This window comes from Achromobacter sp. ACM05 (assembly GCF_019218915.1).
Classification (GTDB): Bacteria; Pseudomonadota; Gammaproteobacteria; order Burkholderiales; family Burkholderiaceae_B; genus Achromobacter; species Achromobacter animicus.
The window spans coordinates 274,295-301,149 of sequence record NZ_JAHUWQ010000001.1; the positions used below are offsets into that span (position 1 = coordinate 274,295).

The window sequence follows — 26,855 nt, forward strand, 5'->3', positions numbered from 1 at the left end:
CGGCAGATGCGAGTTTTGATATCGGAGTTCATGGACGCGCCTGCCGTCCAGGCCCTGCAGCAGCGGTTCGACGTGCAGTACGCGCCCGAACTGGTCGAGCAGCGCGGCGCGCTGCTCGCCGCCGTCGCGGATGCCGACGCCCTCATCGTGCGCAACCGCACTCAGGTGAACGCGGAGGTGCTGGCCGCCGCGCCGCGCCTGGTTGCGGTGGGTCGGCTGGGCGTCGGGCTCGACAACATCGATCTGGCGGGATGCGAGACGCGCGGCATCAAGGTCATTCCCGCCACGGGCGCCAACGCCCGCGCCGTGGCCGAATACGTCGTCGGCACAATGCTGTCGCTATTGCGCGGCGCCTATGGGTCCACCACGGACGTGGCGGCCGGAGCGTGGCCCCGCAATGCGCTGTCGCAAGGGCTGGAAGCGCACGGCCGCACGCTGGGCGTGGTGGGATTCGGCGGCATCGGCCGCCTGGCCGCGCAGCTTGCGCGCGGGCTGGGCATGCGCATCGTGGGCAGCGATGCCGCCCTGCCGCCCGACCATCCCGCGTGGCAGGAAGCGGGCGCAGAATCGCTGTCACTGGACGATCTGCTTGCCCAGGCGGACGTCGTGACGCTGCACCTGCCGCTCACGCCCCAGACCCGGCATCTGCTGGACGCCGCGCGCATCGAACGCATGCGCGCCGGCGCCATCCTCATCAACACATCCCGTGGCGGCATCGTGGACGAAGCCGCGCTGGCGGCGGCGTTGCGGGCCGGGCGGTTGCGCGGCGCGGCGCTGGACGTCTTCGAGCAGGAACCGCTGCCCGCGGGCAGTGCGCTGGCCGACGCGCCGAACCTGATCCTGACACCGCACATCGCGGGGCTCACGCAGGAGGCCAACACGCGCGTTTCCGACATGGTGGCCGCCGGTGTGACAATGGCGCTTGACGCCCGCGCCCGCTGACGAGGCGCGGCGCGCCTCACACGACAGGAAGGATATGGCTCACATCTATCTGGACGAACTTCAACACCTGGCCGCGGCCGGTCTTGCCGCCGCCGGCGCCAACCCGGTCATGGCCGACAGCACCGCCCGCGCACTGGTCTTCGCGGAAAGCCAGGGGCTCAGCTCTCACGGTCTGTCGCGCGTGCCGTTCTACGCCGGCCATCTGCGCACCGGTCGCGCCATCGGCTCGGCCGTGCCGCGCCTGGTGAACGAACGTGGCGGCGCGGCGCTGATCGATGCCGGTTCCGGCCTGGCGTTTCCCGCGTGCGCCATGGCGGTCGAACAGGCCACGGCCCGCGCCCGCGAGCATGGCGTTGCGTTCGTGGGCGTTGCCAACAGCCATCACTTTGGCGAAGCGGCCTACCACCTGGAAGCCCTGGCGGACGCCGGCATGGTGGGGCTGGCGCTGAGCAACTCGCCTGCCGCCATGCCCGCCTGGGGCGGCAAGCGTCCGCTGTTCGGCACCAACCCCATCGCGGCGATCTTCCCGCGCCGCGGCGGCGCGCGCCTGGTCATCGACCTGTCGCTGTCGCAGGTGGCGCGCGGCAAGCTCATGATCGCCGCGCGCGACAACCAGCCCATTCCGCTGGGCTGGGCGCTGGATGCCGAGGGCCAGCCCACCACCGATCCCAAGGCGGGACTGGCCGGCAGCATGCTGCCCGCGGGCGGCGTCAAGGGCGCCATGCTGGCGCTCATTGTCGAACTCATGGCCTGCGCGCTGACCGGCGCGCGCTTCGGCTACGAGAACGAGTCGTTCTTTGTGGATGAAGGCGGCCCGGCGCGGCTGGGGCAGGCCTTCATGGCGATCGATCCCAACGCGCTGGCGGGTAACGATGTCTACCTGGAACGCGTGGAAACGCTGGTCGACGCCATGCTCGAAGACGAGGGCGTGCGCCTGCCGGGCGACCGCCGCCGTAAGCTGCGCGACGAGGCGGTCAAGCACGGCCTGGATCTGCCGGATGCGTTGATGACGCAGTTGCGCACGCTGGCGGGTGCAGGCTGAACCGCGCGGCCTGACCGCGCGATTTGACTGCCGGGCTTGGCTGCCGGGTTTGACTGCGGGACTTGACCCCGCCGCCCGGCGCCCCTACTGCCCGTGGGAGAACCACAGCATCAGCGGCGCCAGCAGCAGAAACACGACGGTGGACACCAGCACGGCGCCCGCCGCGGTGTCCCCCAGCGGCGTATAGCGCCGCGCGTACATGTAGCTGACCACCGCGCACGGCATGGCCATCTGCAGCGTCAGCGCACCGGCCAGCACCGGCTCCAGGTCCATCGCCCACGCCACGGCCAGCCCGGTCAACAGACCCGCCACCAGGCGGATCGCACCGACCTTGGCGCCGTCGCGCATGCCGTTCGACGGAATCAGCGCCAGCGCATGGCCCAGGCTCAGCAGCATCAGCGGCACCGTCACCGCGCCCAGCATGCGCGCCGTCTCGATGATCCACGCGGGCACCGGCACGTCCAGTAGACGCAGCGCCACCGCCACCACGGACGCCAGCAGGATCGGGCTCTTCCAGCTTCCCTTGGTGTTGACGCCCGGCAGCATGCGCACCGCGATGGTGTGCATCACGAAGGAACTCACCGCAAAAAAAGCCACCGCCACCGACAGGCCCGCGTCGCCGAACGCCAGTTGCGAAATCGGCAGGCCCAGGTTGCCGGCATTGGGCTGGAACGCCGTGGGTAGAAGGCTCAGCACAGGCAGCTTCCAGGCCTTGAGCAGCGCCGCGCAAATCAGCGCGCATAGCAGCAGGGCGATCAGGGTTGCTGCAGCCACGTCGGCCAGCGCGCGGTTGTCCAGGTGGGTGGTGACGAAGGTGTGGAACACCAGCGCGGGCGTGGTGACGGAGGTGACCAGCGTGGTGATGAAGTTGCCGCCAAAGGGAAGATCGCGCTTGCCCCAGTAAAGCCCGATTCCCACGCAGAAGAGCAGGGGCATCATCAGCACAATGGCTGACAGGTAGAACTGCGCGATGGCCAACATGGACTATTCCGTCAGAGATAAAAAGATTGATGCGTCACGGCATCATTGCTTGCCCCGGCCGGGGCGGTCGCCGCAGCATGGGGACATTGTTCACAAATGGACCATCCCGTCCTCGCCGCCATGTCCGCCACACCGATGCGCATTCCTGCCCACTCATCGCGTTGCGCCGTCCGCAGCGCCATTCCACCCGCCGGCCTGCATCTGGCAGACCGGCAGGCAGCTTGCCTGCCGTTATCGGACAGACAGGCCGCGTGCCTGCGGTGGTCCGCCGCGGGCAAAACCAGCTGGGAAACCGCCCGCATATTGGGCGTCAGCGAAAGCACCGTGAATTTCCACCTGCGCAACGCCTGCAGCCGCCTCGGCGTGCGGGGCCGGCGCGCGGCCGTGGTGGCGGCGCTGCGGCTGGGCCTGCTCGAGTTCAAGGCTTGATGACGACGGACCGCAGGAATTCGCGCGCGCGCTCGGCGGGCAGGCTTTCCTCGGTGCCGGCGGCCACGGCCTCGATCAGCATCGTGTCCGTCACCCACACCTTGGCCTGCAGCCATCCGGGCTTGCCCACCGCCTTGCCGCGCACCTCGATTTCCTGGCCATAAGGCGGCCATTCGTTGGGCGGCGGCGCCTGCATGTTGGTGTAGAGCGACCGCATCAGCGCCACGCCCAGCGCCTGCCGGGCCGCGGGGCTGGCCGCGATCTCCGGCGGCAGGGGCGCCGATCCCACGGCAAACACCGCTTCGCCGACGGTCGCGCTGGCCATCGTGAACTTCAACGCGTGCGTGTCCAGCTTCAACTCGCGGGTTTCGGTCGATACCCGGGCGGGGAACGCGGCGCGGACGTGGCCGTCCGCCACATCCATCTCGCGCCAGTTGTAACTGGGCGAGCAAGCCGCCAACGCCAACGTCAGCGTCAAAAAAACGCCCGCTTTCTTGAACATGAAACGAAACAGCGATGAAATCGTCATTACCCGAGGACTCCAGGGTCCCGTCATTTCGAGGAATCCAGAAATTGTCGCCGATTTCCATGGCGCCCGCGCCCGATGGCACGTTGCTCGCCAATTATTGCTGGCCCGCCGCGCCAAACGTCCCGCCTCCGATAGCAGGCGACGGAGGCCGGCTATCCGGTGGCCGGCACTCCGATGACGGGCTATCCGATGACAGGCACTCCCGTGACGCGCAGGCCGCAGACGGGCAGCCGGCAGCCCGGCCCAGCATCTATCTGCTGCACGGCCTGAGCGAGCACGCCGGACGCTATGACCGGCTGGCGCGCTGGCTGACCGCCCGGGGCTGGACGGTGGGCGCGCACGATCACCGCGGTCACGGCCGCTCCGGCGGACACCCCGCCACCCTGCGTGACCAGGAAGACCTGGTCACCGATGCCGTGGACCGGCTGCAGGACTGGACACAGGCCTGCGGTCGTCCGCCCATTCTGCTGGGCCATAGCCTGGGCGCCCTGGTCGCCGTGCGCATCGCCCAGCGCCGGATGGCCGACCTGGACGGGCTGGTGCTCAGCTCCCCACCCTTTGCCGTCAATGTTCCGCAATGGGTGCGCCGCACCCTGACATGGATGTCCCTGCATGCCCCCGACCTGCGCGTCCCGCACGGCCTGGCGCCCGCCCGCATTTCCCACGACCGGGCCGTCGTAAAGGCCTACCGCGCCGATCCCCTGGTGCGGCGCCGCATGACCGGGCGGCTGGCGCGCTTTGTGGACGAAGCCGGCCAGCAGGCGCTGCGCGAAGCCAGCCTGCTGCCCTGCCGCACCCTGCTGATGGTGGCCGGCGACGACTCCATCGTGGCGGCCGAAGGCAGCCGCCAGTTCGCCCAGCGGGCGCCTGCTGAATTGCTCACCCTGCGCTGGTACGACACCGCGTGGCACGAGATCTTCAACGAAACCGCCCCCATTGCCGATCCCGTCTATGCTGACCTGGACGAATGGCTGGCGCGCACCGCCCAGGCATTGTCCCTGTCCCCAGTACTGGTTCCCTCAGCACAGGAGGCCAGCACCCCGTAAAATCCGGCGACAGCCCCCAACGAGAACAATCCGTGACCGATACTGCCGCCAACCGCCTCGCCCGCCTAGAGGCCAACCGCTCGATGCTGACCCAGACCCTGCGGGGCATCGAGAAAGAAGGCCTGCGCGTGGACGAACAGGGCATCCTGGCCCGCACGCCGCACCCCGCCGGGCTGGGCTCGGCGCTGACCAACGAACACGTCACCACCGATTATTCCGAGTCGCTGCTCGAGCTCATCACGGGCACGCACGACAACGTGGACGCGCTCCTGGCCGAGCTTGCCGACACGCACCGCCACGTCTACACCGTGCTGGACCATGAACTGATCTGGAATCAGTCCATGCCGGCCACGCTGCCGCCCGAACCTGAAATCCCCATTGCCTGGTACGGCACGTCCAACACGGGCATGCTCAAGCACGTCTACCGCCGCGGTCTGGCCGAACGCTACGGCAAGACGATGCAATGCATCGCCGGCGTGCACTACAACTTTTCCCTGCCCGAAGCCCTGTGGTCCGTGCTCGACACGCAGCCCGGCTCCGACCAGGACCGCCGCTCGCGCGGGTACATCGGCCTGATCCGCAACTTCACGCGGTATTCGTGGCTGCTGATGTACCTGTTCGGCTCGGCGCCCGCGCTGGCCAGCGGCTTCCTGCAAGGTCAGGACCATGCGCTGGACAAGCTGGGCGACCACACCCTTTACCTGCCCTACGCCACCAGCCTGCGCATGAGCGACCTGGGCTACCAGAACAAGGCGCAGTCGCAGCTCAAGCTCTGCTACAACGACCTGGACACCTTCCTCGGCCGCCTGTACGGCGCCGTGACGCAGCCCTGGCCCGACTATCAAAAGATCGGCACCCACCGCGACGGCGAATGGATCCAGCTCAACACCAACGTGCTGCAGATCGAAAACGAGTACTACTCCAGCATCCGCCCCAAGCGCGCCACGGGCCGCTGCGAACGCCCCATCACGGCGCTGGCCGAACGCGGCGTGCAGTACGTTGAAGTGCGCTGCCTGGACATCGATCCGTATTCGCCGGTCGGCATCGACGCCACCACCGCCCGTTTCGTCGACGCCTTCCTGCTGTTCTGCACGGCCTCGGACAGCCCGTTCTTCCCCGCCAACGGTTACTGTCAGCGCAGTGCCGACAACTTCTCGGTCGTCGTCAAGGAAGGCCGCAAACCGGGCCTCGCGCTGGACCGCGACGGCCAGACCATCGGCCTGGCGCAGTGGGGCCACGAACTGCTGGACCAGATCGCGCCGTACGCGGCGCTGTACGACAGCGCCATGGGCGGCACCGCCTACGCGGATGCGCTGGCGGTGCAACGCGCCAAGCTTGACCAGCCCGACACCACGCCCTCGGCGCGCCTCTTGACCGAACTGAAGGACAGCGGCCTGTCGTTCCACGATTACTCGCTGGCGCTGAGCCGCAAGCATGCGGATGCGCTGCGCGCGCAGCCGCTGCCGGCCGACGTGGCCACGGCCTATCAGCAAGCCGCCGAAGCGTCCGCCGCCGAACAGCTCCGCCTGGAACAGTCGGACACTGAAGACTTCGATACCTACGTGAGCCGCTATCACGCCGCGCTCAAGGCGCCGCGCATATAAGGCGTATCGTTAGGGATTGGTCCGCGCCGCGCCCCTGCGGGGTGCGCGCGCGGACCTTACCAGTCACATCAGGAGGTTTTATCCATGCGCCGCACCGCAAAATTTCTGCTGGCCCTGGCGGTCAGCGTGGCGGGCATTGCCCACGCCGCGCCGCCGCCCATGCAGACCGTGGAATCCGTCGACCTGAAACGCTACGTGGGGATGTGGTACGAAATCGCCAACTTCCCCATGTTCTTCCAGCGCAATTGCGTGGGAGACACCACGGCCGAATACACCGCGCACCCGGACGGCACCATCGGCGTGAACAACCGCTGCCGCACCAAGGACGGGGATATCGATTCGGCGTCGGGCACCGCCACGGTGGTCGAAGGCAGCAACAACGCCAAACTCGAAGTCACGTTCTTCAAGCCATTCAAGGGCGATTACTGGGTGATCGGCCTGGATCCGGAATACCGCTGGTCCGTCGTCGGCACGCCCGACCGCAAGTACCTGTGGATCCTGTCGCGCTCACCCAAGCTGCCCAAGGAAGAACTGGACAAGGCGCTGGCCGCCGCCACGGCGCAAGGCTATCAGCTCGACGAGCTGCGCTACACGCCGCAGAAGTAAGCGCCCCCCTCAGCCCGCGGCGTAGTCGCGGGCCAGCCTGACCACCGTCACGCCGGGCTTCAACTGCCGCAGCGACGGCATGATCAGCGTGCAGTTGTCGTAGGGCGTCACCACTGGCTGCTCGTCGGCCCAGCCGATGAGCGATCCGGCCTTTTCAAACGTTTCCAGCCCCGACCAGGGGCCGGCAAACCGCACATTCATCGAAGGCGCCACCACGGCGTCCGTCACTTCCAGCACGCGTTGCGCCGCCGGATCCGGCAGCAGCCAGCCTCCGGGCAGGTCCGGCGCGTCAATCACGCCCGATTCCACCAGCATCCGCGCCACCATGTCGCGCGCCACATCGCGCGACGACAGGTCGCCATGGAAGCCGCATTCGATCAGCAGGGCGCAGGCGTCGTCGCGAGCCGGGTCGCCAAAGTGCTCGAAGTCGCGCATGCGCACGCCGTCCTTGTGGCCGGCGTCCACGATGACGTGCTGCGGCGCCTTCAGGCGGCGCGCCAGCGCGATATTTCGCGGCAGCACGCCCGTCAACAGCAGCGGCGCCCCCGGCTCGTGCATCGAATGCAGGTCCAGCAGCCAGTCGGCGCGCCGCACCCACGGGCGCAGCGCCGCGCCGCGCTGGCGGTCCGGCGACGTGGGGTTGTCCAGACGCTCGGCGCTCCAGACGCGGTTCATGTCTTCCTGCACGAAACGCGACGCATCGTGGTTTGCGTGATCGAAGCGGTCGAACGCGTCCAGGTTGCAAAAGGCCAGCGTCAGGCTGCCGCGGCGCGGGCGCAGACCCGAGGCCAGCAGGTCCTTCAGCGCCCAGGCGCCGCACAACTCGTTGCCATGCACGAGCGCGCTCACCATGAGCGCCCGTCCCGGCACGCCCGAATCAAAGTGCCACACGCCCGGCGTGTCGGTATTGCCCGCGCGCTCGGCGGCGATGTCGGGAACGGGGAGCTTGAATTCCATGGTGATATCCGCTTGATGCCTGGTCTTTCGATGGTGTGATGCGTCGCGCGCAGCCTTATTGCGCTTCGATCTTGGCGGCCTTGACCAGCGCGCCGTACTTTTTGGTTTCTTCGGCCTGGAACGCCACCGGGTCCACGCCCGGCTTGGCCACTTCGCCGCCGGCGTCCTGCATCTTGGCGCGGAACTGGTCCGACTTCAGCGTTTCATCCAGCACGGTGCGCAGCTTGGTCACCACCGGCTCGGGCAGGCCGGCCGGGCCGTACAACGCAAACCACAGGTTGATGTCCACGGACTCAAAGCCCTTGGTGGCGGCCAGCGGCGCGATCTCGGGCGCGGCGGGCGAACGCTTGTTCTCGGTCAGGCCCAGCGCGACGATATTGCCGCTGCGCACCTGCGGCAGCCCGGAGGACAGCACCAGCATGCCGTAGTCCAGCTGACCGCTCATCAGGTCGGTCACCAGCGGCGACACGCCGCGGTAAGGGACGTGCTCGGCGCGGGTGCCGGTGGCCTGGTTGATCATTTCGCCGGCCAGGTGCAGCGTGGTACCCACGCCCGACGAGCCGTAGTTGAACGTGCCGGGCGCGGCGCCCTTCAGCTTTTCCAGATAGTCGGCGGCGGTCTTCACGCCCGAGTTCTTGCTGGCGGCCAGCAGCATCGGCTGCGAGGCCACGATGCCCAGCGCCGTGAAATCCTTGGCGCTGTCGTATTTGACGGCGGTGTTGATCATGCGGGCGATCACCATTTCGTTGGTGGAGCCCAAAAAGATGGTGTAGCCGTCCGGCGCGGCGCGCGCCACACGTTGCGCGCCGATCGTGCCGCCGGCGCCGCCCACGTTCTCGACCACAACGGTCTGGCCCAGGCGCTTGCCCAGTTCTTCGCCCAAGAGGCGCGCGGTCAGATCCAGGCTGCCGCCTGCGGGGTAACCGACGATCAGCGAAATGCTGCGGGACGGATAATCGGCCGCGCTCGCGGCAGGGGCCGCGGCAAGCGCCGAGGCGGCACACAACGAGACTAGCGCCGCACGCAGCGGCTTCAAGATGGACTTCATGACTTTCTCCCTGGGGTGCTGTGGGTGGACGGCGGAGCCGTCTCATTTGATTTCGGGAGCTATTTTCGAGCGCGGCCCAGGGGCAGCCCGTGCCAAAGCGGCACATCGTTGTGCTGATCGGGATTCTGGCGGCGAGATATGGTCGCTGAACTCCAGCTACTGAACAAAAGACGTTGAACTTCAGGCGCAGGAATCCGGACCCGAGGCCAGACCTGAATTCACGCCTTGCGATTCGCCGTCGCTTCCCAGGCGGCTTCGGCCAGGTCGGTCAGCCGCGCGCGCGGACGGTACAGGCGGACTTCGAATGCGATCTCGTCGCTGCGCCCGCCCAGCTCAGCCAGCGCGCCGCGCCGGCAGTCGGCCGCCACCATGGACCACGGCAGCCAAGCCACCCCCACACCCTTGGCGACCGCGCCATGCGCCGCGTCCAGGGAATCGCTGCGCACAAACGGCGTCAGCGCATACGGCGTGGCCTCAAGCCGATCCCCCACGATGCGCTCCATTGCCAGCCCGCCGGTGTAGGTGATGAGCGGCACGGGCGCCCCGCCCTCCTGCAGCAGAAAACGCGGCCGGCCCCGGGTATCCATCTGGCTGACCGGCACCAGCTTGTCCGTCGCCAGCGTCATATACCGGTAGCGCGAAGGGCTGAGCGGCACGGACAGCGCCGGATGCTCGTAGCAGCACAACAGGTCGACCTTGCCCTGCTCCAGTCGCACCACCAGGTCCTGCGCCTTGCCGGTGGACAGCTCCACCTGCGTGCCGTCCGTCAGCACGCGTGGCGTGCGGTGTCGCAGCCGCGCAATCCAGTCCGCCACCAGCGTGCGCGCCAGGCTGCGGCCCGTGGCGATGCGCAGCACGGCCTCGCCGCCCGCGCCCGAACTGCGGATGCGATGGCGCACCAGCCCCATCTGCTCGACGACCTGCGTCGCCGTCTTGAGCAGCGTCTCGCCTTCGGGCGTCAGCGTCACCGGCAGGCGCTGGCGTTCCACCAGCGGTGTGCCGGCCCACGTCTCCAGCGCACGGATGCGCCGCCCGAAAGCGGGATGCGTGACGTGCCGCAGCTCGGCCGCACGCACGAAGCTGCCGGTCTGCGCCAGCGCAATCAGGTCTTCGAGGAGTTTCAGGTCTGCCATGGACGACAAGCTTACGGCATCGCGCGTGCTAGGCCGCCGCTTGTCCCTCGGGCAGGGACAGGATGCGCGCGATGACCTGCGCCGTCTCGCGGTAGTGCGCCGCCAGCAGCGCCACCGCGCGATCCGCATCGCGCGACACCGCCGCATCCAGCAGCGCGCGGTGCTCGTCGTCAACATCGCGTTCAGGGCCGTACGCCATGGCTTGCGCGCGCGCCGGCCGGCGGTAGCGCTCGGTCTGCGCGTACAACTGCGCGGACAGGTCCAGCAGCCAGGGCGAGCGGCAGGCGCCGATCAGCGCCTGATGAAAATCCTGGTGACGCGCTTCCAGTGCGTCCTCGCGGTCCGGGTCCAGTCCCGGCGCGGCGTCGGCCCGCCGCGCGGCCAGCGCCAATGCGTGAAACGCCCCGACCAGCCGCGCCTCCCAGGCGTCGTCGGCGTTGGCCAGTGACCGGCGCAACGCGTCGCAATCGATCAGGATGCGGGTCTCGCAGGCATCGCGCATTTCGTCCACGGATAGCGGCGCGATGCGAAACCCGCGCGACGTCGTGGTGAGCACCATGCGTTCGCTGCGCAACCGGTTCAGCGCCTCGCGGATCGGTGAAAAGCTGCCGCCATAGCGCTGGCGCAGCAATTCCAGCCGCAGCGACTGGCCCGGCGCAAACGCGCCGCGCATGATGTCGCGGCGCAGTTGCCGGTAGATCTGTTCGGACAGCGTGATGTCTTCGATCTCGGCGCCGCCGTTTGCCGCCGCATCCTCACGCGGGGCCTTGATTCTGGGTTTCAAGCGCGGCGCTCCTAGACGGCCACCACCGGGTGGCGCAGCGTGCCGATGCCTTCGACGCACGCGACGACCACGTCGCCCGGCCACAGGAACTCCTGCGGTTTGCGGCCGGCGCCCACGCCCTCCGGCGTGCCGGTGGCAATGATGTCGCCCGGCTCCAGCGTGATGCCCGCGCTGATGTCGGAGATCAGGAACGGCACCTTGAACAGCATGTGCCGCGTGTTCGAGCCCTGCTTCTTTTCGCCGTTGACTGTCAGCCACAGGTCCAGCACCTGCGGATCGGGAATTTCGTCGGCGGTCACGATGCACGGACCGAACGGCGCATAGGTGTCCTGCCCCTTGGAATAGATCCATTGCCCCGCACGGCGGCAATCGCGCGCGCTCATGTCCAGCATCACGCTGTAGCCGAACACGTACGACAGCGCATCGGCCTCGGCCACGCGCGACGCGCGGCGTCCGATGATCACCGCCAGCTCGACTTCCCAGTCCAGTTGCTGCGTGATCTTCGCGTTGTGCTCGATGGCGTCGCCCGGTCCGATCACCGTCGTGGGCGGCTTGGAGAAGATGACGGGCTGCTTGGGCAGGTCGGCCGACGTGTCCAGCGTGCGGCTGGACTCGGCCACATGTTCCACGTAGTTCAAGCCGATGCCGAAGATGTTCTTGCGCGGACGCGGGATGGGCGCCAGCAGCTTCACGTTCTCCTGCGGCACCGCGCTGCCCACCGGCCAGTTGCCACGGAACGTGTCCAAGAGACGCGTCGCCTGCGCGACTGCCACCGGCCCCAGATCGATGAACTCCAACATGTCGTCGGGCAAGTCGACCCCGCCTTCCTGACCCAGCAGGAACAGGTCGATCACGTAGCCGTCGACAAGCGCGCCCAGGCGGGCGGCGGCGGTGGGATGAGCGCGAAAGGTCACCAGGCGCATCGGGAACTCCAGAAGGTCAAAGGTTGATGGAACCGGCCGCCACGGCGCGGCGGTTTGCGTTCAGAAACTAGATCAGCTGCTGATGGCCGCCGTTGTCCTGCACCGCTTCCTCGCGATACAGGGCCAGCGACCGCATGACGGGCAGATCGTTGAAACAGAAGAGGCATGCGTCGTCGTTGGACGACAGGTTGGCGTGTTCGTGGATGGCCCAGGACGGCACGCAGAAGATGTCGCGTTCGGTCCAGTCATAGCGCTTGCCGTCGATGACGGAAAAACCGCTGCCCTTGGCCACCTGGTAGATGAAGCTGCCGGTATGCCGGTGCGCCTTTGTGTGCTCGCCGGGACGCAGCAGCTGCATGCTGGCGCCAATTGTCGGCATCACGGGGCCGCCCGTCGCCGGATTGACGTATTCCAGCAGGATGCCGTCGTAGGGACTGCCCGCGGTGGTGCGCGCGTAGCGGCGCAACGCCTCGTACGTAGGCTCCCATTCGTACTTGAAGAGCGGGGAATACGGCTTGGTCCAGCCGGACACCTGCGGCCGCAGCGCCACGCCGCCCCACGCGCCGCTGGTGTCGTCCACCGGGTGCGTGACGGTCTGGTTCAGGTCTGGATGCACGGCATAAAAGCCCGCTTCCAGCGCATTGACCAGCGGGATGTCCAAGCCGTCCTGCCAGATGCAGGTGGTGCCGTCCTCGGCCACGCCGTGCTCGTGCCAGGTGCCGTTCGGCGTCAGCACGAAATCATTCGCCCCCAGCGTCATCTTGTGGCCGTCCACCACCGTGAACGCGCCCTGTCCTTCCATGATGAAGCGCAGCGCCGAATGCGTGTGCGCGTGCGCGGACGCCAGCTCACCCGGCCGCATCACCTGCAGCCCGGAATACAGCCAGCCCACCGCGGCCGCCACGTCGCGCCGGCCGGGATTGTTCAGGTAGATGACGCGGCGGCCCGCCTCTTCGGGGGACACCAGTTCGGCGGACCGCAGCACGTGACCGCGCAGGTCCTGGTAGCGCCAGACCACGGGCACGGACGCCGACCGCGGCGCCCACGGCTCGATCTTGTTCGCCACCGTCCACAGCGCGCCGGTCTCCAGCCGCGCCAGCTCCTGGTAATAGGCCACCCGCTCCGGCGAGTCGGCCACATTGGCGCGGCCCGCGGTGTCTTCGCGGTAGGCGTCGTAGCGGTTCGCTTCCATTCCGTGCCCCTGGTTTTATAAAACGCTGAGGATTTTCGAAAATACTAAGCGCGGGGCCAGAGGGCGGGCAATGGCGAAACGCTAGGGGTTTTCCTTGAACGGCGAAGTCGCTTCGCAAAAATATCTTGGCGACCGTGGCAAAAATACTGTACAAAAACACAGTGCGACGTGATACATTGCGCTCGCCCGAAAAACTGTCGTCCAGGGGAGAATTCCTGTGTCAGAAGCTGCTCATCTCGTTCAGTACATCGTCGTTCCCTACCGCGCCGCCGCCAATGGCGTCGCCCCCGGGGAAATCCGCCCGGCCAGCAGCGAATTCGGAGCCATCCGCATCGCGAATTCCATGGCCTCCAAATTTGCCGGCGTCGCGGCCTATGAAGTGATGATCGACAAGGAAACCGGCGACATGGAATCGCCGCGCATCCTGATGCAGATCGGCACCGTGCCTTCACTGGACGACTAGCCAACGGAAATCGCCCGCCCCGCATGCTCGCGGGGCGGGCGATTCAATGGCTTGGCGTGCAATGCCAGCACGCAGCCAGTACCTCCGTGGGATCCGTCATTCGCAGACGCCTGATCTGCGAACGCTAGAACAGATACTTGATCCCCACCGAGCCACCCACCGCGCGCAAGCCCGAAGCGCCGCCCAATCCCTGCTCGGCGTTCAACTGCACATTGACGAACGTGTTCTTGCCGGCCCGACGGTCGTAGCCCGCCGATAGCCCCACGCGCGATCCGTCCAGCTTGTTGTCAAAGGCAATGTCGCCTTGCGTCAGCGTCTGGTAGGAACTGGACGATTCCCCCAGCGTGTGCCGGTAGCTCAGCGTCAGCCATCCGTGGTTCTGCGCGCCGTCCTGCTCGCCCCACGCCTTGGACAGCTTCAGACTCACGCGCGAATGCAGCGCCTGCGATGCCGGCAACGCCACTTGGCCAACGTCATCATCGCCGTCGCGCAGCTTGACGTGCTGGACCATCACCTGCGCCTGACGTTCGAGTCGAAGTCCACTAGACGCATCGCCAATGTCGAACGCCTTGCCGGCTTCGGCCGACAAAGCCACGCCCCAGCCCGACGTCTGCATCGACATGCCATCCGCGCCGTTCGATTGGGTTTTCACGCCATAGCGGCTGATCTGCGTGACGAAGTCGGCATACCCGCCCTTGCCGTCCATCATCGTGTAGTAGGTGCCCAGACCGTACATCGTCTGATCGCTGCGGCCGGCATTGATGGTCGAACGCGTGGATGCCTGGAAATGATCCACGTCGGCTCGGGATACCAACGCGGTGCCGAACACGCCCAGGCTGCTGCGGCGGATGCCCTGGCTCGTTACGAAGAGGTCCGTACCCACCTGCAGGCCGCCCAGCGTCGTGCGGCTTCCCACCTGAGACTGCAGGATGCCGCGCGACGCGCCATCGCGGTTTTCCCATCCGCCCAGCGTTCTGGCCCACGCATACGGGTAAACCTTCCGCGCCAGCGTTTCGGTGGCGCCCATGCGTTCATTGAACGTTCCCACCGCCACTTCGGACTGCCTCAAGGCTTGGCCGCCCAGCTGCGAGTACAGCGAGACCTCGGGGCGGGTCTCGCTGATCAAATACCAGTTGTTGGCAAGTTCCGGTGCGCCATCCAGCGCGCCATGCGTCAGCACGTAGTGGAACGCGCCGCTCCGCGAAGCTTGTCCAGGCGTTTGCTGGAATGCGTTGTCCGTGCTGGCGCCGGCCTTGACCAGCAGATAGCCGTTTCCGCTGAAGGCATCGCCGAAGCCGCCGTCGGTGTTGATCGTCAGATTGGTCAGCCCCGTGGCCCCGGCGTTCAAGGTGAGGTAATCCGCTGCGCCGTTGGCGGGGGGGCCCAAGTGCAGTTGCACTTCGCCGCCACTGCCCACCAGATTGTTGGCGGTGAACGTTCGGCCGATCTCATCGTGCGTCCAGTCCGCGGGCGGTGCAAACGCGACGCTGCCTTCGAGCCGAAGTTCACCGACGGTGCTGAGGTTGTTTGCTTGCGCGGGATTGGAGGCATCGGTCAGCACGTTCCATTTGCTGGTCGCGTCGATGGCGAGACTGGGTCCATTCACCCAACCGTCGAGCGTGGCGCCGCCTGCCAGACGCAAATCGGCGCCAACCGCACCCACGACCCGGGCGACCGCATGATCGGCCTGGCCCAGCGACGTCCCCCGGATCTCAAGCGCGCCGTCGAATAGCCGCGTGATGCCGGTGTACGTGAGCGGGCCCGTCAGCGTCGTCATGCCTTCCAACTGATGCAGCTCGCCGCTACCCGATATGACATTGGAGAACGCGCCCCGGTGCTGAGACATCGCCAGGACGGCATTGTTTTCGATCGCGCCCGCGCCCAGAGATCCGCCGTATTGCGTTCCGCCGGTGCCAAGCTGAAGCACCCCCTCTTCGATGACGACCGCGCCGGAAAAGGCGTCATTGTCACGACCGATGGACAAGGTTCCCGCGCCGGTCTTGATAAGCGCGCCCGATCCGGTGATGTTTCCGGACAGGTGTACGTCCGTCGCCTGCCCTTGCGTCGCCAGCTCTGGATTTCCTGTCCGGATCACGCCGTCTCTGGCGAAATGCATGTCACGGTCCATCACCGTCGCGGCCTCCACCTGCAGCCCGCCGCCGTTGAAGGTAAGCGTGCCTGACCGATCACCCAGATTGTTGTCGTGGTCAATCGCGAGCCACCCGCCCGACAGGGTCCACGGCGTTCCGACCTGGCCGGTCCCGCCTATCAGCTTCCATGTTCCGGCCGACGTTTTCTCGAAGGCATTGAAGCCCAGATATTGGGCCGGTCCGGTCGCACCGGTTCCGATCAGGCTGACATCGAAGACGTTGTTGTCGTAGTCCTGGCGGGCGTCCCAACCGCCATCAAGAACGAGCGTATTCGTGCCGCCCGATTCCGTGGCATCGACCAGGCCGATGATCTGGCTGTCCGGGTTGTCCCAGCCGCCCTGCGCCTTGAGCACCAGCGTGGAATCGCGGGCGGTCGCGGCATATTTGATGGCGGTGTCCTGGTTCTCCGGGCCCTGCGATATCGTGCCCGTATTGATGATTACGGAGTTGGCGCCCGTAACGTAGACGCCGTGACCGCTCGTGCCCCCGGCGCCGCCTGCGGGGCCGCCCTCGACGTAGCTGCCAGGCCCGCCGTTGCCGCCCGATCCGCCAGCCGCCCCGCCGCCGCCTCCGCCACCGCCGTAGCCGTCCAGGACGGCATCGATTTCTTGCCTGCTCAACCCCAACTCCAGCGCTTCGGCCGCTTCAGGGTTGGCGATGCCGCCGTCTACCCCCGACTCTCCGCCGGCGATGCCGCCCCCGCCACCCATGCCGGAAATCTGACTCTCGAATAAAGCCTGGCCGGGCGTTCCTCCATGGGTGTAGGTGCCGCCGCCCCCGCCGCCACCGCCTGCAAACTTGCTGGCCCCTGGGCTCTGGACATTGCCTCCGCCCGACGAACCATTGCCACCCGCGTGTCCCCCATCTCCGCCAAAGCCTGCCCCAAACGCGCCGCCAAAGGTGAGGTCCGCGCCGCCGCCACCCCCGCCGCCGCCACCGCCGCCCGCGCCCCCGCCTCCGTCACCACCGCGGCCGCCATTACTGGACACGGTCATATGGAAAGCGCCCCCGCCACCGCCCCCGCCGCCGCCGCCCTTGCCGCCGCTGATCGCGTACCCGTCGTTTTGCATGACCACGCCGTCGCCCGAGATCACGATGCCGTGCCCGCCGTTACCTCCCGAGCCTCCCGCGCCCCCCACGATACCGCCGCGTCCACCGCCCCCGCCGCCGCCACCCCCGCCGCCGGGCGCCCCTTCAATGTCGTCATAGGTCGTATAGGACGTCGTGATATCCAGGGCGGTAATGCCATCCCCGCCGTCCCCGCCTCTGCCGCCATTGGCAGCCCCGCCAACGCCGCCGATGCCCGCCTCGCCAATGATCAGCGCGCGCGCAGCGGGATGCGGGGACATGCCGAGGGAGATCAAGGACAGGCCAAAGAAAAGCCTGAGCGTGATGCCGCGCGCTTTGTGGATTTGAGTCGGGGTCGAATGTGCGTGTCGCAACGCCAAGCAAGAATCCGTGTGCATCTCTGGTTCATCCTGGGTAGTGGATTCACGCGCGGCTTCACGAAAACAATTGCACCCGGCGCATCGGGCTGCACCAGGCGAAATCGTCTGCTTGAGGTTTTAAGAACGTGGAACACCGGACGTGCCGGTTGCGCGCTGAATTCCGATTAATGACATCGCGCGACGTCGGCTGGGTAATCTCAAGTAATTATTGATACCCATATCGTCGGCGCAATTGATTCTGTGTATGCACGCAGGATTCGCCGAGAGTACGTTTACTCCGTTGGCCCGCAAACTTCCAAAGCCATCGATTCCAGCCGTCGAAATACGACTGATCCTAAAGGGGCGAATACCCGCGCAGCCGCTATGCGGCGGGGCGCCTACGCGGGGGATGTTCTGTGTTCGCTAGAACAGATACTTGATGCCGACCGATCCACCCACGGCGAGCAGCCCCGACTCGCCCCCCAGGCCCTGCTCGCCATTCAGCTGAACATTGATGAACGTGTTCTTGCCCGCCCGCCGGTCATAGCCCGCCGACAGGCCCACGCGCGATCCGTCCAGCTTGTTGTCGAACGCGATATCGCCTTGCGTCAGCGTCTGGTAGGAGCTGGTCGAGTCCCCCAGCGTGTGCCGGTAACTCAGCATGAGCCAGCCGTGGTTCTGCGCATCGTCCTGCTCGCCCCAGGCTTTCGACAGCTTCAGGCTCACGCGCGAATGCAGCGCATGAGATTTGGGCAGCGCCACGCGGCCAAGGTCATCATCGCTATCGCGCAGCTTGATGTGCTGGACCATCACCTGCGCTTGCGGTTCGATTCGCAGCCCTTCGGACGCGTCGCCGATGTCGAACGCCTTGCCGGCTTCGGCCGACAGCGCCACGCCCCACCCCGATGTTTGTAGCGACATGCCGCCCGCGCCGCTCGATTGCGTTTGGACACCATACCGGCTGATCTGCGTGACGAAGTCGGCATACCCGCCCTTGCCGTCCATCATCGTGTAGTACGCGCCCAGGCCGTACATCGTCTGATCGCTGCGGCCGGCATCGATCGTTGAACGCGTGGATTCCTGATAATGATCCACCTGCGCGCGCGAGACCATCGCAGTCCCGAACACCCCAATGCTGTTGCGGCGAATCCCCGTGTTGGTCACGAACAAGTCCGTTCCCACCTGCAGCCCGCCCAGCGTCGTGCGGCTTGCGACCTGTGATTGCAGAATGCCGCGCGACGCGCCGTCGCGGTTTTCCCAACCCCCGAGCGTTCTGGCCCAGGCAAACGGGTATACCTTCCGAGACAGCGTTTCGGTGGCGCCCATACGTTCGTTGAAAGTGCCGACCGCCAGTTCGGACTGCCGCAACGCTTGCCCGCCCAACTGCGAGTAAATGGAGACTTCGGGGCGGACTTCGCTGATCAAGTACCAGTTGTTGGCGAGTTCCGGCGAGCCGTCCTGCGCGCCATGCGCCAGCACGTAGCGGAACGCGCCGCCTCGCGGGGCCTGTCCCGGCGTCAGCCTGAACGCGTTGTCCGTGCTGGCGCCCGCCTTGACCACCAGAAAGCCGTTTCCACGAAGCGGATCGCCAAAATCGCCCTGGGCGTTGAGCGTCAGATTGGTCAAGCCCGTCGCTCCGGCGTTCAAGGTCAGGTAATCCACGGTGCCAGCCGCGGTGGGAATCATGTGCAGCTGCACTTCACCACCGCCCCCTGCCAGGTTGTTGGCAGACAACGTGCGTCCGATCGCATCGGTGGTCAATTCGGCGGGTGGCGCAAAGGCAACGCTGCCGGCAAGCTGGAGTTCGTTGACCGTGCTGAGGTTGTTGTCTTGCGCGGGGTTGGACGCGTCGGTCAAGATGTGCCACCGGCTGGACGCGTCGATGGAAAGACTCGGCCCATCCACCCAACCTTCGAGCGTGGCGCCGTTGGCCAGGCCCAGACCCGCACTGCCTGCACCGATGACCCGGGCGATCGCATGATCGGCCTGGCCCAACGATGTGCCGTCGAGGACGAGCGTGCCATTGTCCACCCGCGTGACACCGGTATAGGTGAGCGGTCCGGTCAGCGTGGTCGTGCCCGGGCCTGCCTGTCGCAGTTCGCCCGTACCCGATATGGCGTTGGACATGACGACCGCGTCGGCGCGATCGATGGCCAGGACGGCGTGGTTCTCGAAAGCGCCCGCCCCCAACGATCCTGCGGTCTGACCCGTGCCGAGCTGCAGCACGCCATCGTCAATCAGCGTGTCGCCAGCAAAGGCATTGTCGCGGTCGATGATCCACGTGCCCGCGCCGGTCTTGGTCAGCGTGCCCGATCCCGTGATCGCGCCTTGCATCACGGATACCGTGCCGTCCGCCGCACGGATCGCGCCTTCTCCCGCGAACTGCATGTCGCGCTGCGTCAGGATGTCGGCATCCAGTTGCAGTCCGCCGCCGTTGAACGTGACGGCGCCGGCCGCGTCGCCCAGGATGGCGTCGTCGGCAATCGCGAGCCACCCGCCCGACAGGGTCCAGGGTGTGAGGGTCTGGCTGGGCGTTCCTGTCAGCGTCCATGTTCCGGCCGACGTTTTTTCGAAAGCATTGAAGCCCAGGTATTGCGCCTGCGCGCCACTCCCGATCTGGCTGACGTCAAAGGCCAGCGCGGCGCCGCCATCCAGAGCCAGCGTATTCTTGCCGCCCGACTCCGTGGCGTCGACCAGGCCGATGATCTGGCTGCCCGCTTGCAGAACAAGCGTGGAATCGCGAGCCGTGGCTGAATACTTGATGGCGGTGTTCTGGTTCGCCGGCCCTTGAGATATCGTTCCGGAATTGATGATCATGGTGTTGGCGCCGGTGACATAGACACCGTGACCGCTGTTGCCGCCAGCGCCGCCTGGAGGCCCCCCTTCGAATCCGGACCCACGCCCGCCATTGCCGCCAGATCCGCCGGCGGCCCCGCCGCCTCCGCCGCCCCCACCCCATCCTTCCAATGCCGTTCCTGGATTTGCCCGGCCACCGTCTACGCCGACCTCACCGCCAGCCATACCGCCCGATCCGCCTACACCCGGACTTTGGCTATTGAATAACCCTTGGCCCGCCGACCCGCCGTTGGTGTAGGTACCGCCGCCACCGCCACCGCCACCTGCATAGGGAGAGGTACCCGGGACGTCGCCGCCACCCGGCATGCCATTTTCACCCCCATTGCCGCCATTTCCGCCGTAACCCGTTCCATCGATCCCGCCGGGGTTGATATCCGCGCCGCCCCCTCCGCCCCCGCCAGCGCCACCGCCTTCTCCTCCGGACCCATTACCACCCCGACCGCCGTCGCTGACCGCATCCTCACTGTAGCTGCCGCCACCCCCGCCCCCGCCGCCACCGCCTTTGCCGCCGCTGATCGAGTAGCCGGCGTTATGCAGGATCACGCCGTCGCCAGAGATCACGATGCCGTGCCCGCCGTTCCCGCCCGCTCCGCCCCCGCCGCCGTCGAAGTTTCCTGGCCCGCCCCCGCCACCACCGCCGCCACCGCCGCCGGGCGCGCCTTCAATGTCGTCATAGGTCGTGTAAGACGTCGTGAGATCCAAGGCGGCATAACCATCCCCGCCGTCGCCGCCGGTACCCCCATTGGCAGCCCCGCCTACGCCGCCCATCCCCGCCTCGCCGACGATCAACGCGCGCGCAGCAGGATGAGGGGACATGCCCAAAGAAATCAAAGACAGACCAAAACAAAGCCTAAGCGCAATACCGCGCGCCTTGTCGGTTCGATTTGAGATCGAAACCGCATGTCGCGACGCCAAGCAAGAATCCGTACACATCAATGGTTCATCCTGGGTGGTGGATTCACGCGCGGCTTCACGAATTCAACAGCACCTGAAGCTCAGGTGACGCTACATGCAGAATCGCTACTTTGATCTCGTAAGAACGTGGAATACCGGAGTGGCCGGTTGCGCGTTTGAGTAATCCGGTTAATCACATCGAACGACGGAAGCACGCTGCAAAGCGTTCAAGCCTCTGTCGTCGGTGTCTCAGATTCTCTTTATGCGCCCCGACTTCACCCAGAGTAGGTTTACTCCGATGTCGCGAGAGCCTTCATAAGAATCAGTCGCCGGGCAAAATCAGACGATCGCTATGGCGCACATTGCAAGACACTGCCAGTTATCCGGCGGACCCATGCTTCGCGCGATTGCTAGAACAGGTACTTCACCCCAACCGAGCCGCCCACCGCCCGCAACCCTGACGCGCCGCCCAAGCCCTGTTCGGCATGCACCTGCACGTTGACGAAAGTGTTCCTGCCCGCGCGCCGGTCGTAGCCCGCCGTCAGGCCCACGCGCGACCCATCCAGATCGTTGTCGAACGAGATGTCGCCCTGCGTGGCGGTGGGGTAAGTACTGGAGGATTTCCCCAGCGTGTGCCGATAGCTCAGCATCAGCCAGCCGTGGTGCCACGTCTCGGGTTGCGCGTCCCAGAATTTGGAAACCTTCAGGCTCACACGCGAGTGCAGCGCGCGCACTCCCGGCAGCGCAACGGGCCCGACGCGGTCTTCGCTGTCGCGCAGTCTGACGTGTTGGACCATCACCTGAGCTTGCGGCTCGATGCGCAGTCCGCTGGCTTCATTGATGTCGAAGGCTTTGCCGGCTTCGGCGGACAACGCGGCGCCCCATCCGGACGTCTGCAAAGACAAACCTTGCGCGCCGCGCGAATGGGCCTTCACACCGTAGCGGCTGACCTGCGCGACGAAATCGGCGTATCCGCCTTTGCCGTCGATCAACGTGTAGTAGGCGCCCAGGCCGTACATGGTCTGATCGCTGTGGCCGGCAGCCACAGTCGAACGCGTGAACGCCTGATAGTGCGCCACGTCGTTGCGTGAAGCCATTGCCGTAGCGAACACGCCCGCGCTCCGGCGGCCGGCGCCTCTGCTGGCCACGAACAGGTCGGTTCCCACCTGTAGCCCGCCCAGCCGCGAATCCACGGCGACGTTCGCTTGCCGGATCCCCATGGGTGCGCCATCCCGGCGTTCGAGGACCCCGAACGATCGCGCCCACACATACGGGTAGACCGTTCGCGCCAGTGTTTCGGTCGCACCCATCCGTTCGTTGAACGAACCCACCGCCACCTCGGACTGCCGCAAGGCCTGATTGCCCAACTGCGAGTAGATGGACACCTCGGGGCGGACATCGCTGAACAGATACCAGTTGTTGGCCAGATCGGCTGCGCCGTTTCGCGCGCCGTGCACCAGCCCGTAGTTGAACGCGCCGGCCAGCGTGGGTTGTCCTGGGGATTGGCGAAACGCATGGTCGGTGCTGGCGCCGGCCTTGACCACCAACAGCCCGTCGCCGGCCATGGGATCTCCGAAGCCGCCGGGCGTGATGATCTTCAGGTAGGTCAACCCCGTGGCGCCCTGGGTCAGCGTCAGATGATCCGCAGCGCCGGTCGGACTGACGTGCAACTGGACTTGCCCGCCCGCGCCCGCCAGGTTGTTGGCGGTGAGTGTCCGGCCGACCTCGTTGTTGGACCCGTCGGGCGGTGCGAAGGCAATGCTGCCGGCAAGCTGAAGCGCGTTGACGGTGCTGAGATTGTTTCCCGCCGAGGCATGAGGGGTATCGGCCAGGACGTTCCATCGGCTCGTCGCATCGATGACGAGATTCGGTCCGTTCATCTGGCCGTCGAGCACGGCACCGTTGGCAAGGTACAAGGCCGCATTGCTGGCGCCAGCAACACTGGCCGCATGATCGGCCCGCCCCAGGCTCGTGCCTTTAATGACCAGCATGCCCTCATCCACTCGCGTGGCGCCTGTATGCGTGAGCTGTGCCGCCGGCGTGGTAATGCCCGATCCGGTGTCGTTGCGTTCGATGATCCATGTTCCGGCCCCGGTCTTGGTGAGGTTGCCGGCGCCGCTGATCGTTCCGTGCATCACGGACACGGTGCCGTCGGCAGTGTGGACCGCGCCATCACCGCGCAACTGAAAATCGCGCTGCGATGTGATGCTGGCGTTCAACTGCAATCCGCCGCCCTCGAAGATGAGGCCGCCCGCCGTGTCTCCCAGCGCCGCGTCGTCCGTGATCGCGAGCCATCCCCCGGAAAGCGTCCAAGGCGTAAGCGCCAGCGCGGGCGAACCCGTGAGCGCCCACGTGCCGTGAGACGCTTTCTCGAATGCGTTGAAGCCTAGATACTGACCCTGCGCGCCGGCGCCGATCTTGCCCACGTCAAACGCCTGCGCAGCGCCGCCATCCAGGACCAGCGTGTTTGTGCCGCTCGATTCGGTGGCATCGACGAGCCCCTGAATCAGGCTGCCTTCGCGGAGCATCAAGGTCGAATTGCTGGCGGTCGCCGCGTACTGGATCGCGGTGTCCTGGTTGACCGGCCCCGCCACAATGGAGCCCGCGTTGATGATGACGGAGCCGGCCCCCGTGACATAGACGCCGTGATTGCTGCTGCCGGCTGCGCCACCCCCATTCGTATCGAAACGCGAGTACTGCCCGCCGCCACCGCCATCGCCGCCTGGCGCTCCGCCGCCCCCACCCCCTGCGGCGAATCCTTCATACGGTTTGGCATCGCCTCCGTTGACGCCGGATGCCCCGCCGGCAATGCCGCCCGCCCCCCCAATGCCCTCGATCAGGATCGGCCACACGTCTGCGCCCGGCGCCCCCCCGTTGACGGAAGCACCCCCGCCCCCGCCCCCGCCGCCAGCCCAGGAGACGCCTGGAGGGCCCCCGCCGGCAGTCAGGCCATTTTCTCCCCCGTTGCCGCCGTCTCCGCCGAAGGCCGCCCGGACGTGTGCGCCGCCTCCGCCGCCCCCGCCGGCGGCGCCGTCAACGCCCATCGAGCCGTCACCACCGCGACCGCCGTCCGGCTCTACGGAGGGGTGGAAAGTGGAGCCGCCTCCCCCTCCGCCACCGCCGCCCTTGCCGCCGCGGATCGACCAGCCATCGTTGTGCAATACCACCGCGTCGCCTGAGATGACGACGCCGACTCCGCCGTTGCCGCCGTCGCCACCCGCTCCCCCCATGGAGTGACCATGCCCGCCGCCACCGCCTCCCCCGCCGCCGCCGCCGGCCCCGCCCTCGACGTCGCCGACCATGGTGTATGACGTCGTCAGGTCCAGGGCGGCATCTCCGTTGCCACCATCGCCGCCGCGGCCTCCATTGGGTGCGCCGCCGAGGCCGCCGGCCCCCGAAACACCCACGATCGCGCCCCAGGCATCGGGTTGGTGTGACATGTTCACGGACAGCAGCAACAGACCAAGGCAGAGCTTGATCGCGGTTGTTCTGGCATTGGGAAACAGCATTGAATCTGCGCGGCGCAGCGCCGCGCGGGAATCCACGAGCATCAATCGATCATCCTGGGTGTTGGATTGACGCGCGGCTTCTGTTCGTTCAGCTCGGCTGTTCGTCAAAGCGCATCGCGTCGGTGTGATCGATTGTGTTCAAGCTCCCCGGCCACACCCAGAGTACGTTTACTCCGATGGCGCGACCCGCTTATCAGGATCAACGTCCGCTTGGGAATCCGACGAGTCTCGGTTGCTCTGAATTCGATAACGTGCCAGCCCACCGGAACGTTTGCGGCGGCAAAGGTGTATTCATGCCGGCGGCATTCAAAGTGCAAATTTGCATCTTGAAAGCGCAGTAATGCGCTCCGGGAACTTCGTGCCACGGTTACGCTGGAGCCTTCTGATCACCCACCTTCTTTCCCATATCCCCAAGGAGAAAACCATGACGACGCAAGCGAACCCGCTCGACAAGAAAACCGCCTACTGGGGCGTGCCGTGGGAAGACGCCTATGGTTATGCGCAGGCGGTGCAGGTGGGCAACGAAATCTATGTGTCGGGCCAGCTCAACCACGACCAGGACGGCAACCTGATCGCGCCGGCCGAGCTGGACGACCAAGGCAAGCCGCGCGACTTCTCCACGATGGAAGCGCAGATGCGCGCCACCTACGAGAACCTGGCGGTGTTGCTGGGCAAATTCGGCGCCACGCTGGATAACGTCGTCGAAGAAACGCTGTATGTGCTGGATGTGGATGCCGCCTTTGCAGCGGCGGGCAAGGTGCGCAAGGCCGCGTACGGCACCGACCGTCCGCAAGTGGCCAGCAACCTGATCGGCGTGTCGCGTCTGGCGATGCCTGCGCAGTTGATCGAGATCGCTTGCAAGGCCATCCTGCGTCCCAAGGATGCCGGCTGACCGGGCACTGCTGATTGGCGGGAAAAGGGCCTAGCGGCCCTCGATCAATGCCTTCTGCTTGGCCACGGCCGCGGCGCAAAAGCGCATGAAAGCCTGGACGCGCCGGGATCCGCGGATGTCAGGATGGGTGAGCAGCCAAAGCTCATCCTGAAGCTCCGGCACGACGGGACCGACGCGCACCACATCGGCCATCGCGTCGCCCAGCATGCAAGGCAGGTAGCCCATGCCCAGGCCGGCCGAGATACCCGCGCTTACCGCGGCAACCGAGTCCGACCGGTAGGCAATGCGGGATGGCGCGACACGGCTTTCAAGGTAGTGCGCGGCCTTGAGCCCGGACAGCCCGCCCGCGTACGACACCCAATCCAGCTCGTAAAGGCGTTCGGCGGCGGGTGTCTTGCGGCCAAATTGCTGCGCAGCCCCGTAAGGCGCCCACGCGATGCCTGCCAGTCTGCGTCCCACCCAGCTCTCGGGCGGGCGCCGCGTCGCCCTGAGCGCGACGTCGGATTCGTCCCGCGCCAGATCCAGTGTGCCGTTGCCGACCAGCACCTCGACGGTCAATGAGGGATGCGCGGCTCTGAATTCAGCAATGATGGGCGTCAGGAAATACAGCAGGAGCGAATCGCTGGTGGCGACGCGCAGCGTGCCCTGCGGATCGTGCGCGGCACCGGAAATGCGTCGGGCCACGCTGACGACATCGAGTTCGACGCGCTCGCTCAGTGCGCGCAGCTCCGTGCCCTCAGGCGTCAGCTTGTAGCCCGCGTGCCGCCGGTCGAACAACGCGACGCCCAACGCGGCTTCGGCGTGCGCCACGCGGCGCGAGACGGTGGAGGCATTGATGCCGAGCTTTTCGGCAGCGATCGACCGATTGCCGCAGTCGCTCAGTGTCTTGATGATGCGCAGGTCATCCCATGACAACTGTTGCGCCGCGTCGCGCTGTCCCATGGAAGGGCGATCGGAGTGCGTCTGAGTTTTTGCGGGTTTGGACGGCACGATGATTGGCGGATGCTCTTTCGCGGCGGATTATTAGGAATCGTCGGTGATCCTGCCCTCGCGATTTGCCCTCGCGATTGTGCCCGCGCGATTTTGTCCACGGGCTTTCGCCCGCAGTATCGGCGAAAACAAAAAAGGGCCCATGAAGGGCCCGGAACAACGCACTGCTTTAATCAGTTGGCGCGCCCGACAGGAATCGAACCTGTATCAAGAGCTTCGGAAACTCTCATTCTATCCATTGAACTACGGGCGCAGCGCAAGGAGGCGGTATTGTACCCAGTTTTACGCGTTCTGCATGAACTGGATCAAATCCTCCGGCAAACTCATCGAAAACCCGTCCTTTCTCATTGGACGATCGTCCATGACACCGTTATATAATCCAGCGTTTGCTTGCAGGCGGGCATGAGTTGCCGCCGACTTGTGCAGTTCTGATTTTCTGTTGCCGCCGCCAGGCGCCC

The 26,855-nt window shown here is 66.4% G+C and carries 20 protein-coding genes and 1 tRNA gene; 8 read left to right on the forward strand and 13 right to left on the reverse strand.

Annotation, left to right across the window (positions count from 1 at the left end; genetic code table 11):
* Positions 1-6 precede the first annotated feature (6 nt).
* The gene (locus KW836_RS01255) at positions 7-942 is read left to right on the forward strand and encodes a hydroxyacid dehydrogenase (RefSeq protein ID WP_175125141.1); all 936 of its coding nucleotides are present in this window, start codon (positions 7-9) and stop codon (positions 940-942) included.
* Positions 943-976: 34 nt separating this feature from the next.
* On the forward strand, positions 977-1,984 hold the full coding sequence (locus KW836_RS01260; protein WP_175125140.1) for an Ldh family oxidoreductase: 1,008 nt from the start codon (positions 977-979) through the stop codon (positions 1,982-1,984).
* 84 nt (positions 1,985-2,068) lie between these two features.
* Here the strand turns inward: KW836_RS01260 and KW836_RS01265 are convergent, their stop codons facing one another.
* The gene (locus KW836_RS01265; protein ID WP_175139439.1) at positions 2,069-2,965 is read right to left on the reverse strand and encodes an AEC family transporter; all 897 of its coding nucleotides are present in this window, start codon (positions 2,963-2,965) and stop codon (positions 2,069-2,071) included.
* A gap of 96 nt (positions 2,966-3,061) precedes the next feature.
* On the opposite strand from KW836_RS01265, the gene KW836_RS27780 reads away from it, so the two are divergent.
* A complete protein-coding gene (locus tag KW836_RS27780; RefSeq protein WP_239216411.1) occupies positions 3,062-3,394 on the forward strand; it encodes a helix-turn-helix domain-containing protein in 333 nt (110 codons plus the stop codon).
* Here KW836_RS27780 and KW836_RS01275 read toward each other — a convergent pair.
* Positions 3,384-3,923, reverse strand: coding sequence for a hypothetical protein (locus KW836_RS01275; RefSeq protein ID WP_175125138.1), 540 nt, complete (start codon positions 3,921-3,923; stop codon positions 3,384-3,386). The two genes, KW836_RS27780 and KW836_RS01275, sit on opposite strands and share 11 nt — an antisense overlap.
* A gap of 44 nt (positions 3,924-3,967) precedes the next feature.
* On the opposite strand from KW836_RS01275, the gene KW836_RS01280 reads away from it, so the two are divergent.
* The 3 genes from KW836_RS01280 to KW836_RS01290 all read left to right on the forward strand — a co-directional run bounded on the left by KW836_RS01280 (position 3,968) and on the right by KW836_RS01290 (position 7,179).
* Positions 3,968-4,969, forward strand: a complete 1,002-nt coding sequence (locus tag KW836_RS01280) for an alpha/beta hydrolase (protein ID WP_218342247.1) — start codon at positions 3,968-3,970, stop codon at positions 4,967-4,969.
* A 32-nt stretch (positions 4,970-5,001) separates the two neighbouring features.
* A complete protein-coding gene (gshA, locus tag KW836_RS01285) occupies positions 5,002-6,573 on the forward strand; it encodes a glutamate--cysteine ligase (protein WP_218342248.1) in 1,572 nt (523 codons plus the stop codon).
* Positions 6,574-6,657: 84 nt separating this feature from the next.
* A complete protein-coding gene (locus KW836_RS01290) occupies positions 6,658-7,179 on the forward strand; it encodes a lipocalin family protein (RefSeq protein ID WP_175125135.1) in 522 nt (173 codons plus the stop codon).
* 9 nt (positions 7,180-7,188) lie between these two features.
* Here the strand turns inward: KW836_RS01290 and KW836_RS01295 are convergent, their stop codons facing one another.
* The 6 genes from KW836_RS01295 to KW836_RS01320 all read right to left on the reverse strand — a co-directional run bounded on the left by KW836_RS01295 (position 7,189) and on the right by KW836_RS01320 (position 13,216).
* On the reverse strand, positions 7,189-8,136 hold the full coding sequence (locus KW836_RS01295) for a succinylglutamate desuccinylase/aspartoacylase family protein (protein ID WP_218342249.1): 948 nt from the start codon (positions 8,134-8,136) through the stop codon (positions 7,189-7,191).
* A gap of 55 nt (positions 8,137-8,191) precedes the next feature.
* Positions 8,192-9,184, reverse strand: coding sequence for a tripartite tricarboxylate transporter substrate binding protein (locus KW836_RS01300; protein WP_175125133.1), 993 nt, complete (start codon positions 9,182-9,184; stop codon positions 8,192-8,194).
* Between the two features lie 218 nt (positions 9,185-9,402).
* Positions 9,403-10,317, reverse strand: a complete 915-nt coding sequence (locus KW836_RS01305; protein WP_175125132.1) for a LysR family transcriptional regulator — start codon at positions 10,315-10,317, stop codon at positions 9,403-9,405.
* Between the two features lie 28 nt (positions 10,318-10,345).
* Positions 10,346-11,101, reverse strand: coding sequence for a GntR family transcriptional regulator (locus KW836_RS01310; RefSeq protein WP_175125131.1), 756 nt, complete (start codon positions 11,099-11,101; stop codon positions 10,346-10,348).
* Positions 11,102-11,112: 11 nt separating this feature from the next.
* Positions 11,113-12,024 (reverse strand): fumarylacetoacetate hydrolase family protein, encoded by a 912-nt coding sequence (locus KW836_RS01315; protein WP_175125130.1) that lies wholly within the window; start codon positions 12,022-12,024, stop codon positions 11,113-11,115.
* Positions 12,025-12,091: 67 nt separating this feature from the next.
* Complete coding sequence (locus KW836_RS01320) at positions 12,092-13,216, reverse strand: cupin domain-containing protein (protein ID WP_105237147.1); 1,125 nt, start codon at positions 13,214-13,216, stop codon at positions 12,092-12,094.
* 217 nt (positions 13,217-13,433) lie between these two features.
* On the opposite strand from KW836_RS01320, the gene KW836_RS01325 reads away from it, so the two are divergent.
* Positions 13,434-13,679: a hypothetical protein gene (locus KW836_RS01325; protein ID WP_056327580.1), complete on the forward strand. Its 246-nt coding sequence runs from the start codon at positions 13,434-13,436 to the stop codon at positions 13,677-13,679.
* A gap of 124 nt (positions 13,680-13,803) precedes the next feature.
* Here the strand turns inward: KW836_RS01325 and KW836_RS28050 are convergent, their stop codons facing one another.
* The 3 genes from KW836_RS28050 to KW836_RS28055 all read right to left on the reverse strand — a co-directional run bounded on the left by KW836_RS28050 (position 13,804) and on the right by KW836_RS28055 (position 24,557).
* Positions 13,804-17,178, reverse strand: coding sequence for an autotransporter outer membrane beta-barrel domain-containing protein (locus KW836_RS28050; protein ID WP_304505123.1), 3,375 nt, complete (start codon positions 17,176-17,178; stop codon positions 13,804-13,806).
* A gap of 501 nt (positions 17,179-17,679) precedes the next feature.
* The gene (locus KW836_RS27790) at positions 17,680-21,027 is read right to left on the reverse strand and encodes an autotransporter outer membrane beta-barrel domain-containing protein (protein ID WP_255595053.1); all 3,348 of its coding nucleotides are present in this window, start codon (positions 21,025-21,027) and stop codon (positions 17,680-17,682) included.
* A 389-nt stretch (positions 21,028-21,416) separates the two neighbouring features.
* Positions 21,417-24,557: an autotransporter outer membrane beta-barrel domain-containing protein gene (locus KW836_RS28055; RefSeq protein WP_304505126.1), complete on the reverse strand. Its 3,141-nt coding sequence runs from the start codon at positions 24,555-24,557 to the stop codon at positions 21,417-21,419.
* A 382-nt stretch (positions 24,558-24,939) separates the two neighbouring features.
* On the opposite strand from KW836_RS28055, the gene KW836_RS01360 reads away from it, so the two are divergent.
* A complete protein-coding gene (locus tag KW836_RS01360) occupies positions 24,940-25,407 on the forward strand; it encodes a Rid family hydrolase (RefSeq protein WP_175125124.1) in 468 nt (155 codons plus the stop codon).
* Positions 25,408-25,437: 30 nt separating this feature from the next.
* Here KW836_RS01360 and KW836_RS01365 read toward each other — a convergent pair whose 3' ends face one another.
* On the reverse strand, positions 25,438-26,349 hold the full coding sequence (locus KW836_RS01365) for a LysR family transcriptional regulator (protein ID WP_218342252.1): 912 nt from the start codon (positions 26,347-26,349) through the stop codon (positions 25,438-25,440).
* Positions 26,350-26,575: 226 nt separating this feature from the next.
* Positions 26,576-26,650: transfer RNA gene (locus KW836_RS01370), tRNA-Arg, on the reverse strand.
* Positions 26,651-26,855 lie beyond the last annotated feature (205 nt).

Coding starts and splice junctions, on each gene's coding strand:
- KW836_RS01255 (WP_175125141.1), top strand. CDS start 7: ATGCGAGTTTTGATATCGGAGTTCATGGACGCGCCTGCCGTCCAGGCC.
- KW836_RS01260 (WP_175125140.1), top strand. CDS start 977: ATGGCTCACATCTATCTGGACGAACTTCAACACCTGGCCGCGGCCGGT.
- KW836_RS01265 (WP_175139439.1), bottom strand. CDS start 2,965: ATGTTGGCCATCGCGCAGTTCTACCTGTCAGCCATTGTGCTGATGATG.
- KW836_RS27780 (WP_239216411.1), top strand. CDS start 3,062: ATGGACCATCCCGTCCTCGCCGCCATGTCCGCCACACCGATGCGCATT.
- KW836_RS01275 (WP_175125138.1), bottom strand. CDS start 3,923: ATGACGATTTCATCGCTGTTTCGTTTCATGTTCAAGAAAGCGGGCGTT.
- KW836_RS01290 (WP_175125135.1), top strand. CDS start 6,658: ATGCGCCGCACCGCAAAATTTCTGCTGGCCCTGGCGGTCAGCGTGGCG.
- KW836_RS01295 (WP_218342249.1), bottom strand. CDS start 8,136: ATGGAATTCAAGCTCCCCGTTCCCGACATCGCCGCCGAGCGCGCGGGC.
- KW836_RS01300 (WP_175125133.1), bottom strand. CDS start 9,184: ATGAAGTCCATCTTGAAGCCGCTGCGTGCGGCGCTAGTCTCGTTGTGT.
- KW836_RS01305 (WP_175125132.1), bottom strand. CDS start 10,317: ATGGCAGACCTGAAACTCCTCGAAGACCTGATTGCGCTGGCGCAGACC.
- KW836_RS01315 (WP_175125130.1), bottom strand. CDS start 12,024: ATGCGCCTGGTGACCTTTCGCGCTCATCCCACCGCCGCCGCCCGCCTG.
- KW836_RS01320 (WP_105237147.1), bottom strand. CDS start 13,216: ATGGAAGCGAACCGCTACGACGCCTACCGCGAAGACACCGCGGGCCGC.
- KW836_RS28050 (WP_304505123.1), bottom strand. CDS start 17,178: ATGTCCCCGCATCCCGCTGCGCGCGCGCTGATCATTGGCGAGGCGGGC.
- KW836_RS28055 (WP_304505126.1), bottom strand. CDS start 24,557: ATGCTCGTGGATTCCCGCGCGGCGCTGCGCCGCGCAGATTCAATGCTG.
- KW836_RS01360 (WP_175125124.1), top strand. CDS start 24,940: ATGACGACGCAAGCGAACCCGCTCGACAAGAAAACCGCCTACTGGGGC.
- KW836_RS01365 (WP_218342252.1), bottom strand. CDS start 26,349: ATGGGACAGCGCGACGCGGCGCAACAGTTGTCATGGGATGACCTGCGC.